Below are 16,434 nucleotides of genomic sequence, written 5' to 3' on the forward strand. Positions count from 1 at the left end.
CCTCGCAGATAAGGCCTGAAAACAGGCCTCGCGGCGAATCTTCAGTCGAGCTTCATGTCGTGCTCGATCCAGTCGATCACCGACGTGTGCTTCGGTTGCCAGCCCAGCAGTTTGCGCGAACGGTCGCCGCGCACGCGGCTGTTCGAGCCGAGTCCGTACGACGCCATTTCGTAACCCCATTCCTTCTGTGCTTCGGCGAGCGGCCAGTCTTGCGCCTCGCCGAGCTTCATCTTGCGGGCAATCGCCGCGCTCATGTCGCGGAACGAGGCCTCGCCGCTTTCGACGAAGTAGAACGTGCCGGGCGGCGTTTTTTCCAGCGCGAGCCGATACAGTTCGGCGACGTCGTCCACATGCACGTTCGACCAGGTGTTGCCGCCGCTGCCGACATGCCGCACCACGCCGCTTTTCTGCGCCTGACGCACGAGGCGCGGCAATTGCACGCTCGAGCTGCCGGCCACGACGCCGTTGCCGTAGATCAGCGTGTTGCACAGCACGGCGGAGCGGACGTTCTGTCCGGCCGCGTCGAGCACCAGCTGATCGATCGCGACGCGCGCCGCTTTGTCGGCGGTCGGCGTGGGCAGGGCGTCTTCGTGGTAGATCTGCGCCTGGCCGGCTTCGCCGCCGGACGCGTCGCCCACGATGCTCGACCCGCTCGTGTGCAGAAACGGTTTGCCCGAGCCCGCGAGTCCTTCGATCAGCGCCTTGACGGCGCCCTCGTGGTCGCTGCTTGCCGCGTTGATCACGGCGTCCGCGGCCTTCGCTTCGGCGACCAGCAGGTCGCGGTCGTCCAGTGTGCCGATGACGGGTTCGATGCCGAGGCGCTGCATTTCGGCAGCCTGCTCGGGCTTGCGGATCAGTCCACGGACCTGATGGCCGGCGCGCACGAGATGCGCCGCAATGGAACCGCCGATAAAGCCGCTTGCGCCAGTAATGAATATCTTCAAGACGTTCTCCAGGTTGGAAACACGATGCAATGAAGGCAGTATCCGCTCTTCCGATTCTCGCAAAAAGACGCGTAGTGACAAATCAATCTTGATTTCAGATCAATAATCCCGCGACGCCCCCGCGACACCTGTTAGCCCGGCATGCCCCGCCGCCGCGCGCCCGTTCTGCGTGGTCGCCTATAACCTGAAGAGCGACTATTCGGCCTCGCCGCGCGTGGTGCGCCTTTTTTGGCTACTTGCCAGCGTGGTTTTTGAAGATGTATATACAAGACATCGCTTTCCGTTGCGCAGGCCGGCAGATCGGCCGGACGCCGCACGTCGGCCGGGGATTCGACAAGCCCGCAGCCAATGCGATGCCCTAATGGAAACCCCTGGATAAGTGCCCGCAAAAACAGGTTGTATATACAAGAGCGCGACGCTAAACTTGTCCCAAATTGTATAGACAGGATGACAACCATGATGATTCTGAAGCCCGGCTACCTGACTCTCCCGCAACTGCGCCAGATCGCTCGCGAGCATGTCGCGCTGCAACTCGATCCGGCCAGCCACGCCGCTATCGACGCCTGCGCCAAAGCCGTTGCCGATATCGCCGCGAAGGGCGAGCCGGCCTATGGCATCAACACGGGCTTCGGCCGTCTGGCCAGCACGCACATTCCGCACGACCAGCTCGAACTGCTGCAACGCAATCTGGTGCTCTCGCATGCGGTCGGCGTGGGCGAGCCGATGTCGCGTCCGGTGGTGCGTCTGCTGATCGCGCTGAAGCTGTCGAGCCTCGGCCGCGGTCACTCGGGCATCCGTCGCGAAGTGATGGAAGCGCTCATTACGCTGTACAACGCCGATGTTCTGCCGGTCATTCCGGTGAAGGGCTCGGTCGGCGCATCGGGCGACCTTGCGCCGCTCGCGCATATGTCGGCCACCTTGCTGGGCGTCGGCGAAGTGTTCGCGAAGGGCGAGCGCATGCCGGCCACCGAAGGCCTCGCGCTGGTCGGTCTGAAGCCGCTCACCTTGCAGGCTAAGGAAGGGCTCGCGCTGCTCAACGGCACACAGGCGTCCACCGCGCTCGCGCTCTACAACATGTTCGCCATCGAAGACCTGTACCGCACGGCGCTGGTGTCGGGCGCGCTGTCGGTCGACGCCGCGATGGGCTCCGTCAAGCCGTTCGACGCGCGCATTCACGAACTGCGCGGCCACCGCGGCCAGATCGACGCGGCGGCGGCCTATCGCTCGCTGCTCGAAGGCTCGGGCATCAACGTCTCGCACGCCGATTGCGACAAGGTGCAGGACCCGTACAGCCTGCGCTGCCAGCCGCAGGTCATGGGCGCGTGTCTCGACCAGATGCGCCACGCGGCCGACGTGCTGCTGCTGGAAGCCAACGCGGTGTCGGACAATCCGCTGATTTTCCCGGACACCGGCGAAGTGCTGTCGGGCGGTAACTTCCACGCTGAGCCGGTTGCATTCGCGGCCGACAACCTCGCGCTCGCGGCCGCTGAAATCGGCGCGCTCGCCGAACGCCGCATCGCCTTGCTGATCGACGCCACGCTGTCGGGCCTGCCGCCGTTCCTCGTGCGCGACGGCGGCGTGAATTCGGGCTTCATGATCGCCCACGTCACGGCGGCCGCGCTCGCGTCGGAGAACAAGACGCTTGCGCATCCGGCGTCGGTGGATTCGCTGCCGACCTCGGCGAACCAGGAAGACCACGTGTCGATGGCGACTTTCGCGGCGCGCAAGCTCGGCGACATTGCCGAAAATACCGCGAATATTCTGTCGATCGAACTGCTTGCCGCGGCGCAAGGCGTCGATCTGCGCGCGCCGCACAAGACCAGCCCGAGTCTGCAGAAGGTGATGGACACGGTGCGCAAGGACGTCGCGCACTACGAACTCGATCACTACTTCGCGCCGGACATCGAAGCCGTGACGCGCCTCGTGCAGAACGGCACGATCGCGAAGCTGAGCCCGTTCTCGTTCGCCTCCGAACAGTAAGCCGCGGCTACCCAGAGCGTCTCATGAACAACGCACCGGCTTACCAGGGCATCAAGGACTTCATCCTCTCGCGCATTCACGCAGGCGAGTGGGCCGAAGGCGACCAGGTGCCGTCCGAAAACGAGCTTGCACGCGAATTCAACGTGGCGCGCATGACGGTCAACCGCGCGCTGCGCGAATTGACCTCGGAACAGGTGCTCACGCGCGTGCAGGGTTCGGGCACTTTCGTGGCCCGTCCCAAGTACGAATCCACGCTGGTGGCGATCCGCAGTATTTCCGACGAAATCGTCGCGCGCGGGCATCGTCATCAGGCGAAGGTGCTGCATATCGGCGCGACCATCGCCGACGAAGCGCTCGCCGAGGAAATGCAGGTGAGCGCGGGCAGCCCGGTGTTTCATTCGCGCGTGCTGCATCTGGAAAACGACGAGCCGGTGCAACTCGAAGAACGCTGGGTCAACCCGGCGGTTGCGCCCGAGTACGCCTTGCAGGATTTCACCAACACCACGCCGAATCAGTACCTCGTGCGTGTGGCGCCGCTGCAGCGCGTGGAGTACCGCATCGAGGCGCTGGCCGCCGACGCGGCCACGCGCGAATTGCTGACCATGGACGACACCGAGCCGTGCCTCGTGCTGCATCGGCGCACGTGGTCGCAAAGTCAGGTGGCGTCGGTTGCCAATCTTTGGCATCCCGGCAGCCGTTACCGTTTCACCGGCCATTTCTGAGTTGCCGGGTTCCATCAGTTCGAACCATTCGACGAATCTTCGCGAAGCTCTTTCGATCCGTTTTTAGACACTCTCCGACCATTTTCCGCATTCCGAGGGCCACCATGAACAACCCGAAACACATCGATCCGCGTCTCGACCCGACCCGCACGATTCGCGCGCCGCGTGGCGCGGAAAAGACCTGCAAGACCTGGATCGCTGAAGCGGCTTACCGGATGATCCAGAATAATCTGGACCCCGAAGTAGCCGAGCATCCGCATGCGCTGGTGGTGTACGGTGGCATCGGGCGCGCTGCGCGTAACTGGGACTGCTTCGACCAGATTCTCGCGTCGCTGAAGGATCTCAACGAAGACGAAACGCTGCTGATCCAGTCGGGCAAGCCGGTGGGCGTGTTCCGCACGCATGCCGATGCGCCGCGCGTGCTGCTGGCCAACTCGAATCTGGTGCCGCACTGGGCGACGTGGGAACACTTCCACGAACTCGATCGCAAGGGCCTCATGATGTACGGCCAGATGACGGCCGGCAGCTGGATCTACATCGGCAGCCAGGGCATCGTGCAGGGCACGTACGAAACGTTCTTCTCGGTGGCCAACCAGCATTTCAACGGCGACCCGGCGGGCCGCTGGATTCTCACCGGCGGTCTGGGCGGCATGGGCGGCGCGCAGCCGCTCGCCGCCACCATGGCGGGTTTCTCGATGATCGCGGTGGAATGCGACGAGACGCGTATCGACTTCCGCCTGAAGACCCGTTACGTGGACAAAAAAGCCAAGACGCTCGACGAAGCGCTTGCCATGCTCGACGAAGCGAAGCGCTCGGGCAAGCCGGTGTCGATCGGTCTGCTGGGCAATGCGGCCGACGTGTTCGCCGAATGCGTGGCGCGCAACATCACGCCGGATTGCGTGACGGACCAGACCAGCGCGCACGATCCGATTCACGGTTATCTGCCGCAAGGCTGGACCGTCGAAGACTGGCGCGAACGCATGAAGACCGCGCCGGATTCGATCGTCACGCCGGCCAAGCAGTCGATGGCCAAGCAGGTTCAGGCCATGCTGACGCTGCAGGAACGCGGCGCCGCCACACTCGACTACGGCAACAACATTCGCCAGATGGCGCTGGAAATGGGCGTGGAAAACGCGTTTGATTTTCCGGGCTTCGTGCCGGCGTATATCCGGCCGCTCTTCTGCGAAGGCAAGGGGCCGTTCCGCTGGGTCGCGTTGTCGGGCGATCCCGAAGACATCTACAAAACGGATGCCAAGGTCAAGGAACTGATTCCGGACGATCCGCACCTGCACAACTGGCTCGACATGGCGCGCGAACGCATCGCTTTCCAGGGCTTGCCGGCGCGCATCTGCTGGGTCGGCGTGAAAGACCGTTATCGTCTCGGCCAGGCGTTCAACGAAATGGTGAAGAATGGCGAACTGAAAGCGCCGATCGTGATTGGCCGCGATCACCTCGACACCGGTTCGGTGGCGAGCCCGAATCGCGAAACCGAATCCATGAAAGACGGCTCGGACGCCGTCAGCGACTGGCCGCTGCTCAACGCGCTGCTCAACACGGCGGGCGGCGCATCGTGGGTCTCGCTGCATCACGGCGGCGGCGTCGGCATGGGCTTTAGCCAGCACTCGGGTGTCGTGATCGTCGCCGACGGCACCGACGCCGCCAAGGAGCGTCTCGGCCGCGTGCTGTTCAACGATCCGGCCACCGGCGTGATGCGTCATGCGGACGCCGGCTACGAACTCGCGCAGGAAACGGCGCGCGAGGCGGGTCTGAATCTGCCGATGCTGGGCCGTTGATCGTGACCGTTGCCGGCAAGGAGAGAGCGGCGGCGCTCGGCACTACGTTGATCCGCGCGGCCGATCTCGTGGCCGCGCCGTGGAAGAACGGCGGCGGGGTCACGCGCGAAGTGGCGAGCTTCCCGACGGATGCGGGGCTCGACAGCTTCGTGTGGCGGGTGAGCGTGGCCGACGTGGCGCAGGCGGGACCGTTCTCGCGCTTCGAAGGCATCGACCGCACGCTGGTGCTGCTGGGGGGCGCGGGCATGCTGCTGGACGAGACGTCCGCCGACAACACGGCTGCTGCGCTGACGCACACGCTCACCACGCCGCTCGACATCGCGCGTTTCGGCGGCGAGGCGCAGATTCAGGCGCGTCTCGTCGACGGCGCGACGCGCGACTTCAACCTGATGGTGCGGCGTCGCGCGGCGACGGGCGAGCTGGAAGTGTGGCAATGCAATCAGCAAAGCCGTCAGCAGCACGAGTTGTCCGCCGATGTGGTGGTGCTGTTCTGCGCGAGCGGGGCGGTCTCGGTTACGCTGGACGATTCGGCCGAACCGGTTTCGCTCGACACCGGCGACACACTGATGATCGACGCGCCGCGCGCACGGCCATGCCGCGTTCAAGGCGCGGGCGCACTGCTCGCGATCAGCATCCGCTACACCGCCTGACGACGATTCGCGCTCGCGGCCCGAATCAGAGGGCGAACCCGCAGCGCGAATCCGGGGTGCAAACCCCGACGAACACGCCAAGGCCATCTTAAGAGCACGTTACGAGCAAGCAAAGAGCACGCGATGAAGCAAACCGTCTGGCATCACCTGAATCTTTGTCCAACGGGCGACCCTCGGCACACGTCGAGCGACGCCGCGATCGCCGTGCAGGACGGCCGTATCGCGTGGCTCGGCGCAGAGTCTGCGCTGCCGGCCGAATATGCCGCGTGGCCGCGCGAAGATCTGCATGGCGCGTGGGTCACGCCGGGTCTCGTCGACTGTCACACGCACCTCGTGTACGGCGGCCAGCGCGCCGACGAATTCGCGCAGCGGCTGGCAGGTGTCAGCTACGAAGAAATCGCGCGGCAGGGCGGCGGCATCGTCTCGACCGTGCGCGCCACGCGTGCGGCCGACGAAGCCACCTTGCTGCGCCAGTCCGCCGCGCGGCTCGAACCGCTGCTCGCCGAGGGCGTCACGGCGGTCGAAATCAAATCCGGTTACGGGCTCGATCTCGCCAGCGAGCGCAAGATGCTGCGCGTCGCGCGGCAACTGGGCGAACGCTACCCGGTGACCGTCTACACGACCTTTCTCGGCGCGCATGCCTTGCCGCCCGAATTCGCGGGCCGTGCGGACGCGTACATCGACGAAGTCTGCAACACCATGCTCCCCGCGCTCGCGGACGAAGGTCTGGTGGACGCCGTCGACGTGTTCTGCGAGCGCATCGGTTTTTCGCTCGAGCAGAGCGAACGCGTCTTCGAGGCGGCCGGGCGTCGCGGCTTGCCTGTGAAGATGCACGCCGAGCAGTTGTCGAACGGCGGCGGCACGGCGCTGGCGGCGCGCCATCGCGCGCTGTCGGCGGATCACCTCGAATTTCTCGACGAAGCCGGGGTGGCCGCGATGAAAGAAGCCGGCACGGTTGCGGTGCTGCTGCCGGGCGCGTACTACTTCATTCGCGAGACGCAATTGCCGCCGCTGGACTTGCTGCGGCGCTACGAGGTGCCCATCGCGATTTCCACCGACAGCAATCCCGGCACATCGCCCGCCACCTCGCTCCTGTTGATGATGAACATGGCGACCACGCTGTTCCGCATGACCGTGCCCGAAGTCCTGCAAGGCGTCACGGTGAACGCGGCGCGGGCGCTCGGCAAGTCGGACACGCACGGCACGCTGGAAGCCGGGCGCGCGGCGGATTTCGCGGTGTGGTCCGTCGATTCGCTGGCCGAGCTGGCTTACTGGATCGGACGTCCGCTGTGCGCGCGCGTGGTGCGCGCGGGCGAGACGGTCTATACACGGCGTGAACTGATTTAAGGCCAGAACGACGATGCAAACTGAACTGTCATTATTCGCCGACCACGCCTATCTGCCCGATGGCTGGCATCGCAACGTGCTGTTGCAATGGGACGCGGCCGGCACGCTCACGGCCGTCACGCCGGGCACGGATGCGCCGCCTGCCGGCACGCGGCGAGCCGCGGGTCCGGTGATGCCTGGCATGCCGAATCTTCATTCGCACGCATTTCAGCGTGCCATGGCCGGTCTCACCGAATATCGCGCGGCGTCCGGCGCGAACGCCACGGACAATTTCTGGAGCTGGCGCGACCTGATGTACCGCTTCGCCGCGAAGATCACGCCCGAAGGACTCGCGAGCGTGGCGCAGTGGCTGTACATCGAAATGCTGAAAGCGGGCTATACGTCCGTGTGCGAATTCCATTACGTGCATCACACGCCGGACGGCAGCCGCTATACGAATCAGGCGGAACTCGCGCAGCGTGTCGTGGACGCGGCTTCGGCGAGCGGCATCGGCATGACGATGTTGCCGGTGCTGTATCAGTACAGCGGCTTCGGTTCGCGCGCCCCGCGTGAAGATCAGCAACGCTTCATCAATACGCCCGACAGTCTGCTCGATCTGCTCGGCACCTTGCGCGCGGCACGGCCCGAAAGCGCGGCCTTGCGTTACGGCGTGGCGCCGCATTCGCTGCGCGCGGTGTCGGCGGATTCGTTGCGTGCGCTGCTCGGCGGACTCGACGCCACCGCGCCGGTCCATATCCATATCGCGGAACAGACGGCGGAAGTCGATGCATGCGTCGAAACCGAAGGCGCGCGGCCGGTGCAATGGCTGCTCGATCGTTTCGATGTCGATAGCCGCTGGTGTCTGGTGCATGCCACGCATGTCGACGCAAACGAAACACAGGCGCTCGCGAAGAGCCGTGCGGTAGCCGGTTTGTGCCTGACCACCGAGGCCAATCTCGGCGACGGTATTTTCCCGGCGTACGATTATCTCGACGCGCAAGGGCGCTTCGGTGTCGGCTCGGACAGTCACATCGGCGTCGACTGGCGCGCGGAACTGCGTCTGCTCGAATACGGCCAGCGTCTCACGCGCCGTCAGCGCAACGTGCTCGCGTCGACGCAGGCCACGCATGTGGCGGACCGTCTGTTCGACGCCGCGCTCGAAGGCGGCGCGCAGGCCACCGGCCGCGCGGTGAGCGGCTTGCAGGTGGGGCAGCGCGCGGACTGGCTGGTGCTCGACCCCGATCATTCGAGCATCGCCGAGCATGCGCCGCACGCGTGGCTCTCGGGCGTTGTATTCTGCGAGCATGGTGAGACGCCGATTCGCGACGTCTACGCGGGCGGCCAGAAGGTCGTCGACAACCGCCGTCATCGCGATGAAGAAGCGGCGTACGCGCGCTATCGCGTGGCGCTCGCCGATCTGCTGAAGTGATTGAAACGACTCTTCGAAACCACTGATTCCGGGCCGATATGACTGCCGCCAACCATCCGCCGGTTTTCTCGCTGCAACAGGGAAGCCTGCCGTTGCTGATTTCGATTCCGCACGTGGGCACGCAGATTCCCGCCGATATCGCGGCCACCATGACGCCCGTCGCGCAACGCACGGACGACTGCGACTGGCATCTCGACCGCCTGTACGCATTTGCCGCGCGCATGGGCGCATCGATTCTGACGCCGTTCAACGCGCGCTACGTGATCGACCTGAACCGTCCGCCCGACGGCGCGAACCTCTATCCTGGTCAGGACACGACGGGCCTGTTGCCGGTCGATACCTTCGAGAAGGAACCCTTGTATCTCGACGGTCGTCTGCCCGACGAGGCCGAAGTGGCGCGTCGTCGTGACGCCTACTGGCGGCCCTATCACGATGCACTGACGGCCGAACTTGCCGAACTCAAGGCGCGACACGGCAAGGTGCTGCTGTGGGAAGCGCACTCCATCCGCTCGCATGTGCCGCGCTTTTTCGAAGGACGCCTGCCCGATTTCAATTTCGGCACCTCGAACGGTGCGAGCGCCGTCGCCGGACTGGGCGAGGAACTGGCCGCCATCGTCGAGCGGCATGGCGATTATTCGGCGGTTGCGAACGGGCGCTTCAAGGGTGGTTACATCACGCGGCAATACGGTGTGCCGGCAGAAGGTGTCCATGCCGTGCAGCTGGAACTCTCGCAGATCACCTACATGCAGGAGCAGTTCCCCTATGCGTATGACGAAAGGCTCGCGGTGAAGGTCGAACCGCTGCTGGAAGAACTGGTCGCGGTGGCGTTGCAGCGCGCGAAGAGTGCGTAGGGAAGTTCGTAAGGTCACCGGCCTCGCCGGAATCGCAGGCGGCGGGCTTCGCCGCCCGGCGATCTTTCTTTGCGGCCCGCTTCGCGTTCTGCGAGTGCCGGGCATTTCCATCAAGGTGTAACAGCATGTGTCCGTCGTTGCGTGTTCGCCCGTTCGCGGCGAACTTATAGTGCGGCGACGTGACGTGCTCCAATGAAAAAGCCCCGCTTAGGCGGGGCTTTTCGGTGCTCGCTCGAAGCGTTGCACGGCATCAGTGGCAGCGACGTTCCCAGTGATGGTGAACGCGCACCTTGTGGCATTCCTTGTGATGTTCGTAGGCTTGAGCGGGAGCAACTGCGCTCAGCGTGACAACTGCCGCAGCGATGGCGAGAACGAGCTTTTTCATTACAGAATCCTTAATTCAACGTGTTGGGACTAACCGTGCAGCACAACGCGTGCCGCGCGGCCCCGGAAGGATGCCACAAATCGTCGGCGATGCGCTGGAACACAGGCGAAATGCGCGGGTCAATCTCAAACGCCGGCTTGCGCGCACGTGGTTGCGCGTGTTTTTTTCGCGGCAGCGGCGTGTAACTTCGGCGCCACGACAGCCGCCGCACGAACGCATATGGATTGCGCGTCGCGGTGCGAAGCGGCTACCCTTTCAGAACGATGACGCGCGAGCGTGTCATCCATACATCGGGCAAAAGATGGAAGACCCAGCGATGGAAGATTCCGACGAATTGCTGCTCCCAGTGTGGCGGGCAAACCTGGTGCTGCTGACCCGCGAGGTCGGCGCGGCGTCGCGCCTCGCGCGCATGATGACGTTCTCCGCGAGCTACCTCAAACTGATGCTGTCCGGCCAGCGCGAATTCAGCGAGGAATTCGTGCGCGGGATCGAGGCCGTGACGGGTTTGCCGAACGGCTGGATGAATTCGCCGCACGCGGAGCAGGACATTCCCGCCAACGCGCGCGAGGCGATCGACAACGAGCAGCCGCTCGCGCGCTTTCGCGGCACGGCGCATCCGGTGCGCAAGAAAACCGTGCTGCGGCCGCCCGAGCCGATTTTCGGCCAGCCGGCGGCAGCCAAACGTGTCGAAGAAGAAACCATCGACGCCGAGGCGCACCGGCGTCAGGCGCACGTGCGCAAGCTGCGCGATCTGGCGGTTCAGGATGTGCGGCGTTTCGAGCGTCATCTGAGTCACGCGCCGGTCGAACTCACGGCAGTGCGCGCCAAGGTGGAAGACGTGATCGCCGCGGCCGATCTCGACGACCCGATCCAGGCCGATCTCGCCGGCAGGCTCGAACAGATCGAGAAGCATCGTCATCTGCTGCTGCGTCACGTGGAGCGCCTGCAAAGTCTGCTGGGAGAGATCGGGGACACCGATTGACCGGCGTGCCGGTGACGCGCGGCCGCGCCTGGCTCGTGGCGGGGGCGCTGCTTATGCTCCTGCCCGGCGCGGGCATGCTGAACGCGGCGCATGCCGACGAGCCCACGGCCGATTCTGTTGCCGACGACCTCGCTCCGTCCACGATCGAGCGCGACGTGCATCTCTTCGTGATCCAGAAAGACGGCTCCGTGGAAGAGCACGACGACACCGTGTTGCGCGCCAACACGGCGAGCGGCGTCGACGACATCGCGCAGCGCTACGTGTGGTTCAACAAGGATATCGAGCAGGTGCAACTGCTGGCGGCGCAAACCATCGGGCCGGACGGCGTCGCCCACGACGTTGGCCCCGAAGCGATTCGCGACGTTCAGGAACCGCGTTCGGCCGGTGCGCCGAGTTTCGAAGACGGTGTATTGCGCACGGTGATCTTTCCCGGTGTCGAAGCGGGTTCGCGCGTGCATCTGGCCTTCCGCAAAACGCGCAAAACACCCTTGCAGGCCGGCACATTTGCGTATCTGGTGGAGCCGACGCGTGATCCCGTCGAGATGCAGAAGCTGATTTTCGATCTGCCCGCCGACGTGCCCTTGCACGCCGACGCGCGCGGTTACGTCGCGCTGCCGCCGGTAACGGAAAACGGCCGGACGCGCTACGAATTCGACTATCGCCACGGTCCGTATGCGCGGCTGGAAGCGGGCGCGGTGGGCTACGCGAATTGGGGCGACCGTTTGATGGTATCGACCGTGCCGGACTTCGCGAACTTTGCGGCACGCTATCGCGGACCTGCCACCGACGCGACCATGAGCGATCCGCAGATCGTGCAGCTTGCCCGAAGCCTGACTGCCCAGGCCGCCGATCCACGCACCAGGGCGCGTCTGCTGTACGACTGGGTGCGTCTGAATATCCGTTACGTGGCTTTGTTTCTTGGCGAAACCGCGGCCGTGCCGCACAGGGCAATCGACATTCTTCACAACCGCTACGGCGACTGCAAGGACCACGTTGCGCTGTACAGCGCGTTGCTGGCCGCGGTCGGCATTGACAGTCAGGCCGTGCTGCTCAATCTCGGGCCGTACTACAGATTGCCCGACGTGCCGGGCTACGGCGCGAGTGCGATCAATCACGCTATCGTCTGGATTCCTGAGCTATCGCTGTTCGCCGATACCACGGCGGGCGGCGTCGCATTCGGTTATCTGCCGCCAAGCGTCATGGACCGTCCCGTATTGCTGGTCGATGACGGCGTGCTGGTGCGCACACCCGCCACGCAGCTTCGCGAGCGCAGCGCGCGTCTGCAGATCGACGTGGACGAGAGCGGCGCGGCCACTTACGCGTATCGCGTGGAAGACGCGGGTTACACGGCGGAACTCGAACGCAACACGTTTCGCCGATCCACGCGGCAGCGCATCCAGCAGATCGCGGCGAGCCGTCTGCTGCAAACGGGTCTACACGGCACCGCGCAATTGCGCACCGACGACGTCAACGCCACCGATGGCGCGTTTGCCACGTCGATGCAGGGCAGGGTGGAGCATGTCGTCTGGCCGGACGGCACCACCGCCGTGCCCGCTCTGAGCAGCCTGTCCGGCGGTATCGGAAGCCAGGTCCAGACGTGGCTCGCCGAGCCCGTGCGAACGCAGCCTTGGGCCTGTGTCGGCGGCAGCTTCGACGAGACGCTGGAGATCACGCTACCGCGTTTTGCGCGCGTCGCGAATACGCAGGGGAGTCGGCAGGGCGCGCCCGACATACCGTCGAACCTCACGGTGAAAGATCCGTTTATCGAGTTCTCTTCGCGCTACGTGTTCGATCCGGTTGCGCGCACCTTGCAGGTCACGCGGCATTTGCAGGCCGCGTTCGGGCATCAGATGTGTTCGCCGCAGGAGTTCGCCGGCATGAAGGACGACCTTGTGCGGATCGAGCGCGATCTCGATGCCGAACTGGTCGTCAAGGCGGGAAAGTAGAGCGGAATGCGGATGTGAAACGCCGGACCGGCACGCGCGCGGCGTCGCAACCCGGCGAGCGCCGCGCGCAGGACGAAGCCGCCGCGCGCTATGTCAGGTGCCGCTCTTCGTGACGATCGGCACCCACACGCCACCTTTCACCTGATACAGCGTGGACGCGCCGCTCTTCAGCGCGCCCGTGCTGTCGAACGAAATCTTGCCGGTCACGCCGTCGTAATCGATTGCCTTGAGTACCGGGCGATACACCGCCGGCGAACTCGACTTGGCCTGCTGCATGGCCTTGATCGCGACCCACGCGCCGTCGTAACCGAACGGTGCATACGAAAGAATATCGACACCGAAACGCTTCTTGAACTTCGCGGAGAAGTCCTTGCCGCCCGGCAATTGCGCGAGCGGCCGGCCGTATTCCCAGGCCATCGCACCTTCGGCCGCGTCGCCCGCGAGCTTGATGAAATCCTGGTCCATCACGCCGCCGCCGCCGACCAGCTGTGCGTTCAGTCCGAGTTGCTTCATGCGCTTCGCGAAGCCGGCCGCCTGCGTATCCAGTCCGCCGAAGAACACCAGGTCGGCGTTGGTCGACTTGATCTTGGTGATCTGTGTGCTGAAGTCCACGGCCTTGTTGTCGGTGTACTCGCGCGCCACCAGCGTGCCGCCGTGCGCCTTGACCGCTTTCTCGAACTCGTCCGCTTCGCCCTGACCGAAGGCCGTGCGATCGTCGATGATCGCGATGCGCTTGGCCTTGCTCACTTCGACCGCGTAGACGCCCGCGTTGCCGGCGTTCTGCGCGTCGGTGGAAATCACCATGAAGGTGTTGGCAAAGCCGCGTCCGGTGATGATCGGGTTGGTGGCGGCCGGGTCGATCACCGGAATGCCGGCCTGCTCGTAGACCTGCGACGCGGGAATCGTGGTGCCCGAATTGAAGTGGCCGACCACCACGGCGACGCCCGAGTCCACCAGTTTCTGCGCGGCCTGCACGCCGATGCGTGGATCGGCCTGGTCGTCCTGCGAGACGATTTCGAATTGCGCCACCTGATCGCCGATCTTGATCTTCTGCGCATTGGCTTCTTCGATCGCGAGCCGGACGCCGTTTTCGAGGTCCTTGCCGTAGCCTGCATTGGCGCCCGTCAGCGGCGCCGCGAAACCGATCTTGACCGGCAGGTCGTCGGCGAAACTGCTCAGCGGCGCGAGGGTGAAGACGGTGCCAATCAGCAGAGCAAGCGGTTTCAGCGTATTGCGAAGACTCATGGTCTCTCTCTCCATCGACAGTTTCAGGGTGTTGAAAACGGCACGGTGTCACGCTGGATCGGCACGCGAACGCCGGTTTGCGCCCGCGTGGCCCCATGCGTCGAGACTACGGATGATCGGCCGCCAAAAACATCCGGACATGTCCCGGTAGGTGTTGCCCGGCCTCGCAACCGTTCGTCATCTGGCGCGAATATAGAAAGCCAATTTGCGGTCGTCTTGGCAGATCGCGGCGCTTTGCATGAGCATTTCGGCATACCGGCGCGGGCCGTTCCCGGACGGGCGGTGCGCGCGGCTACCTACGCGCCGTTGACGGCACACGCTTGATCTGCGGGAGGGAGAAGGGCGGCGTCGGGCTGGTTTGCTGCAACGCGGCGGGAGAGGCGGCACCGCGAATGCGGTGCCTGACGACAAATCGGATGCGGATTACGGAGTAGCCTGCTCACTGACGAGCCAGGCTGGCGCGGCAGACCGGAGGACGCGGAAAGCGCCTGGCCCGGCCGGTGCGCTGGCTCGCCGCTTCAGCGTTCCCCTTGCTGGCGCAGCAACTCTTCGCGCAGACGCAGCAGCGGTTCCTTGGTGGCTTCGTCGGCCCAGGTGTCGAGGTCGTCGATGGCGCGCTGGCAGCCGTCGAGTACGAGGTCGATATCCACCGGAATGCCGTTGTTGAGCGCGAACTCGATGGTCTCGGCAAACTGCTGGCAGTCGTCTTCGCCGTACGAGATGTCGAGGTTGTCCGCGATCACTTCGGCGATATTGCTGCGCGCCTTGTCGTCGGGCGTGACCATATCGACGATGCCGCGCGCCACCGCGGGCGAGTAGTAGAGCGCGATGTCGAGCCATTGCGTCGGGTCGAAGTCGGCCTGGTCGAACTGGTTCTCGAAGTACTCGATCGCTTCCTGCTCGTGCGCCTCGTCCGCATCGACGCTGATGCACAACTGCTCAAAAAATTCTTCCCGCTCGCTGCGGATATAACCGTCCATCGATGCCTCGTCTGCTGAATTGCCGGATGCTGAAAACTGCCGCGCGAGCGATGGCGAACCGCACGCACGCGGCACGCATTATAGGACGCCGCGCGTTTGAACAGCTTGCGCACCGGCAGACGAAGCGGTCACGACGCGAGCCTGAGCTGTTTGCGCGCGGCTGCCCGGCCAGATTCGGCCGCCCCGACCACTGGTCACACCGTCAGGTGGTCTCGGCGACCCACGCATCGAACCATTCGCGCGGCTGGGCGATTTCGTTTTGCGCCGCCACCAGTTCGAGTTCATAGCGCCCGGCTTGCCAGGTGGCCTTGACCACCGCGTTGACGGCGGCGATGGTGTGCTCGAAGGCCGTGCGGATCGAGTCGCCCAGCAGCGTGCGCGCCACGAATACCGCGCTAGTGAGATCGCCCACACCCACCGGCTGCCGCGCGAACGGATAGAGCGGGCGCTGCCCCATCCACGCCTCGCGCTCCGTCACGACCAGCATGTTGAAGCGGTCGGCGGGGCTGTTGCGGTCGAGCAGATGTTTGACCAGCATGAGTTTGGGTCCGCGCGCGATCACCTCGCGGCAGGCCGTGACGGCTTCTTCGAGCGTTTCGATTTCGCGGCCCACGAGGCGTTGCAGTTCGGTGTGATTGGGCGCCATGGCGTCGGCCATCTCGGGCATGGTGCGCACCAGAAACTCCTGAATGCCGGGCTCGACCTTGCAGCCGCTCGTCGCGCCCATGACTGGATCGCAGAAGTACCAGGCGCGCGGATTGGCCGCTTTCACCGAACGGACGATTTCCAGCACTGACTCCGCCTGTTCCGGCGTGCCCAGATAGCCCGACAGCACGGCGTCGCAGCGCGGCAGCATGCCGATCGCGCCGATGCCGTCGACCAGTTCTTCCATCTGGGCGGCGTCGATCGCGCTGCCGCTCCAGTGACCGTATTGCGTATGGTTCGAGAACTGCACCGTGTTCAGCGGCCAGACGTTGACGCCGAGCCGGCGCATCGGAAACACGGCCGCGCTGTTGCCCGCGTGTCCGAAGACCACATGAGACTGGATGCTCAGAACGTTTTTCGTCATGGTATGCGTCCGCGCTCGCCGGAGTGCGCGTTTGAATGAGAACCGAAGGATGGGCCGCGCCCGCGACCGGCAGGCGCCAGTGCTTTATGCGGCAGGACAGTGTCAGACCATGCAAGAAAAATGCACGGTCTG

The 16,434-nt window shown here is 64.7% G+C and carries 14 protein-coding genes; 9 read left to right on the top strand and 5 right to left on the bottom strand.

Annotated features, from left to right (window positions below; all coding sequences use genetic code 11):
- Positions 1-41 precede the first annotated feature (41 nt).
- Positions 42-944, bottom strand: coding sequence for an NAD-dependent epimerase/dehydratase family protein (locus P3T18_RS17490; protein WP_429301224.1), 903 nt, complete (start codon positions 942-944; stop codon positions 42-44).
- Positions 945-1,400: 456 nt separating this feature from the next.
- Between P3T18_RS17490 and hutH the strand changes: the two genes are divergently transcribed.
- From hutH to hutG, 7 genes are all read left to right on the top strand, one after another.
- Positions 1,401-2,924, top strand: a complete 1,524-nt coding sequence (gene hutH / locus P3T18_RS17495; protein WP_429301225.1) for a histidine ammonia-lyase — start codon at positions 1,401-1,403, stop codon at positions 2,922-2,924.
- Between the two features lie 23 nt (positions 2,925-2,947).
- Positions 2,948-3,646: a histidine utilization repressor gene (hutC, locus tag P3T18_RS17500; RefSeq protein WP_429301226.1), complete on the top strand. Its 699-nt coding sequence runs from the start codon at positions 2,948-2,950 to the stop codon at positions 3,644-3,646.
- A gap of 104 nt (positions 3,647-3,750) precedes the next feature.
- Positions 3,751-5,439 (top strand): urocanate hydratase, encoded by a 1,689-nt coding sequence (gene hutU, locus P3T18_RS17505; RefSeq protein ID WP_429301227.1) that lies wholly within the window; start codon positions 3,751-3,753, stop codon positions 5,437-5,439.
- A 2-nt stretch (positions 5,440-5,441) separates the two neighbouring features.
- Entirely contained in the window at positions 5,442-6,089 is a 648-nt protein-coding gene (locus tag P3T18_RS17510) for a HutD/Ves family protein (protein ID WP_429301584.1), read from the top strand.
- A gap of 123 nt (positions 6,090-6,212) precedes the next feature.
- Positions 6,213-7,436: an imidazolonepropionase gene (hutI, locus tag P3T18_RS17515; RefSeq protein ID WP_429301228.1), complete on the top strand. Its 1,224-nt coding sequence runs from the start codon at positions 6,213-6,215 to the stop codon at positions 7,434-7,436.
- Between the two features lie 13 nt (positions 7,437-7,449).
- The gene (locus tag P3T18_RS17520) at positions 7,450-8,844 is read left to right on the top strand and encodes a formimidoylglutamate deiminase (RefSeq protein WP_429301229.1); all 1,395 of its coding nucleotides are present in this window, start codon (positions 7,450-7,452) and stop codon (positions 8,842-8,844) included.
- Positions 8,845-8,882: 38 nt separating this feature from the next.
- Positions 8,883-9,695 carry an N-formylglutamate deformylase gene (gene hutG / locus P3T18_RS17525; protein WP_429301230.1) on the top strand — a complete coding sequence of 271 codons (813 nt, stop codon included), beginning with the start codon at positions 8,883-8,885 and terminating at the stop codon, positions 9,693-9,695.
- A 250-nt stretch (positions 9,696-9,945) separates the two neighbouring features.
- On the opposite strand, the gene P3T18_RS17530 is transcribed toward hutG, so the two are convergent.
- Positions 9,946-10,080, bottom strand: a complete 135-nt coding sequence (locus tag P3T18_RS17530) for a hypothetical protein (RefSeq protein ID WP_429301231.1) — start codon at positions 10,078-10,080, stop codon at positions 9,946-9,948.
- A gap of 316 nt (positions 10,081-10,396) precedes the next feature.
- Here P3T18_RS17530 and P3T18_RS17535 point away from each other — a divergent pair, with 316 nt between their 5' ends.
- Together P3T18_RS17535 and P3T18_RS17540 are read left to right on the top strand one after the other, a co-directional pair.
- Positions 10,397-11,062 (top strand): hypothetical protein, encoded by a 666-nt coding sequence (locus P3T18_RS17535; protein WP_429301232.1) that lies wholly within the window; start codon positions 10,397-10,399, stop codon positions 11,060-11,062.
- A gap of 74 nt (positions 11,063-11,136) precedes the next feature.
- On the top strand, positions 11,137-13,008 hold the full coding sequence (locus P3T18_RS17540; protein ID WP_429301585.1) for a DUF3857 domain-containing transglutaminase family protein: 1,872 nt from the start codon (positions 11,137-11,139) through the stop codon (positions 13,006-13,008).
- A 93-nt stretch (positions 13,009-13,101) separates the two neighbouring features.
- Here P3T18_RS17540 and P3T18_RS17545 read toward each other — a convergent pair whose 3' ends face one another.
- The 3 genes from P3T18_RS17545 to pdxY form a co-directional block, all read right to left on the bottom strand.
- Positions 13,102-14,253 (bottom strand): branched-chain amino acid ABC transporter substrate-binding protein, encoded by a 1,152-nt coding sequence (locus P3T18_RS17545; protein ID WP_429301233.1) that lies wholly within the window; start codon positions 14,251-14,253, stop codon positions 13,102-13,104.
- A gap of 518 nt (positions 14,254-14,771) precedes the next feature.
- Positions 14,772-15,233: a hypothetical protein gene (locus P3T18_RS17550; RefSeq protein ID WP_429301234.1), complete on the bottom strand. Its 462-nt coding sequence runs from the start codon at positions 15,231-15,233 to the stop codon at positions 14,772-14,774.
- 202 nt (positions 15,234-15,435) lie between these two features.
- The gene (gene pdxY, locus P3T18_RS17555; protein WP_429301235.1) at positions 15,436-16,302 is read right to left on the bottom strand and encodes a pyridoxal kinase PdxY; all 867 of its coding nucleotides are present in this window, start codon (positions 16,300-16,302) and stop codon (positions 15,436-15,438) included.
- Positions 16,303-16,434 lie beyond the last annotated feature (132 nt).

Source organism: Paraburkholderia sp. GAS199 (genome assembly GCF_050436585.1).
Taxonomy (GTDB): domain Bacteria; phylum Pseudomonadota; class Gammaproteobacteria; order Burkholderiales; family Burkholderiaceae; genus Paraburkholderia.

Excerpts from the sequence above, each read along its gene's own strand:
- hutH (WP_429301225.1), top strand. The coding sequence starts at position 1,401 with ATGATGATTCTGAAGCCCGGCTACCTGACTCTCCCGCAACTGCGCCAG.
- hutC (WP_429301226.1), top strand. The coding sequence starts at position 2,948 with ATGAACAACGCACCGGCTTACCAGGGCATCAAGGACTTCATCCTCTCG.
- hutU (WP_429301227.1), top strand. The coding sequence starts at position 3,751 with ATGAACAACCCGAAACACATCGATCCGCGTCTCGACCCGACCCGCACG.
- hutI (WP_429301228.1), top strand. The coding sequence starts at position 6,213 with ATGAAGCAAACCGTCTGGCATCACCTGAATCTTTGTCCAACGGGCGAC.
- P3T18_RS17520 (WP_429301229.1), top strand. The coding sequence starts at position 7,450 with ATGCAAACTGAACTGTCATTATTCGCCGACCACGCCTATCTGCCCGAT.
- hutG (WP_429301230.1), top strand. The coding sequence starts at position 8,883 with ATGACTGCCGCCAACCATCCGCCGGTTTTCTCGCTGCAACAGGGAAGC.
- P3T18_RS17530 (WP_429301231.1), bottom strand. The coding sequence starts at position 10,080 with ATGAAAAAGCTCGTTCTCGCCATCGCTGCGGCAGTTGTCACGCTGAGC.
- P3T18_RS17535 (WP_429301232.1), top strand. The coding sequence starts at position 10,397 with ATGGAAGATTCCGACGAATTGCTGCTCCCAGTGTGGCGGGCAAACCTG.
- P3T18_RS17540 (WP_429301585.1), top strand. The coding sequence starts at position 11,137 with ATGCTGAACGCGGCGCATGCCGACGAGCCCACGGCCGATTCTGTTGCC.
- P3T18_RS17545 (WP_429301233.1), bottom strand. The coding sequence starts at position 14,253 with ATGAGTCTTCGCAATACGCTGAAACCGCTTGCTCTGCTGATTGGCACC.
- P3T18_RS17550 (WP_429301234.1), bottom strand. The coding sequence starts at position 15,233 with ATGGACGGTTATATCCGCAGCGAGCGGGAAGAATTTTTTGAGCAGTTG.
- pdxY (WP_429301235.1), bottom strand. The coding sequence starts at position 16,302 with ATGACGAAAAACGTTCTGAGCATCCAGTCTCATGTGGTCTTCGGACAC.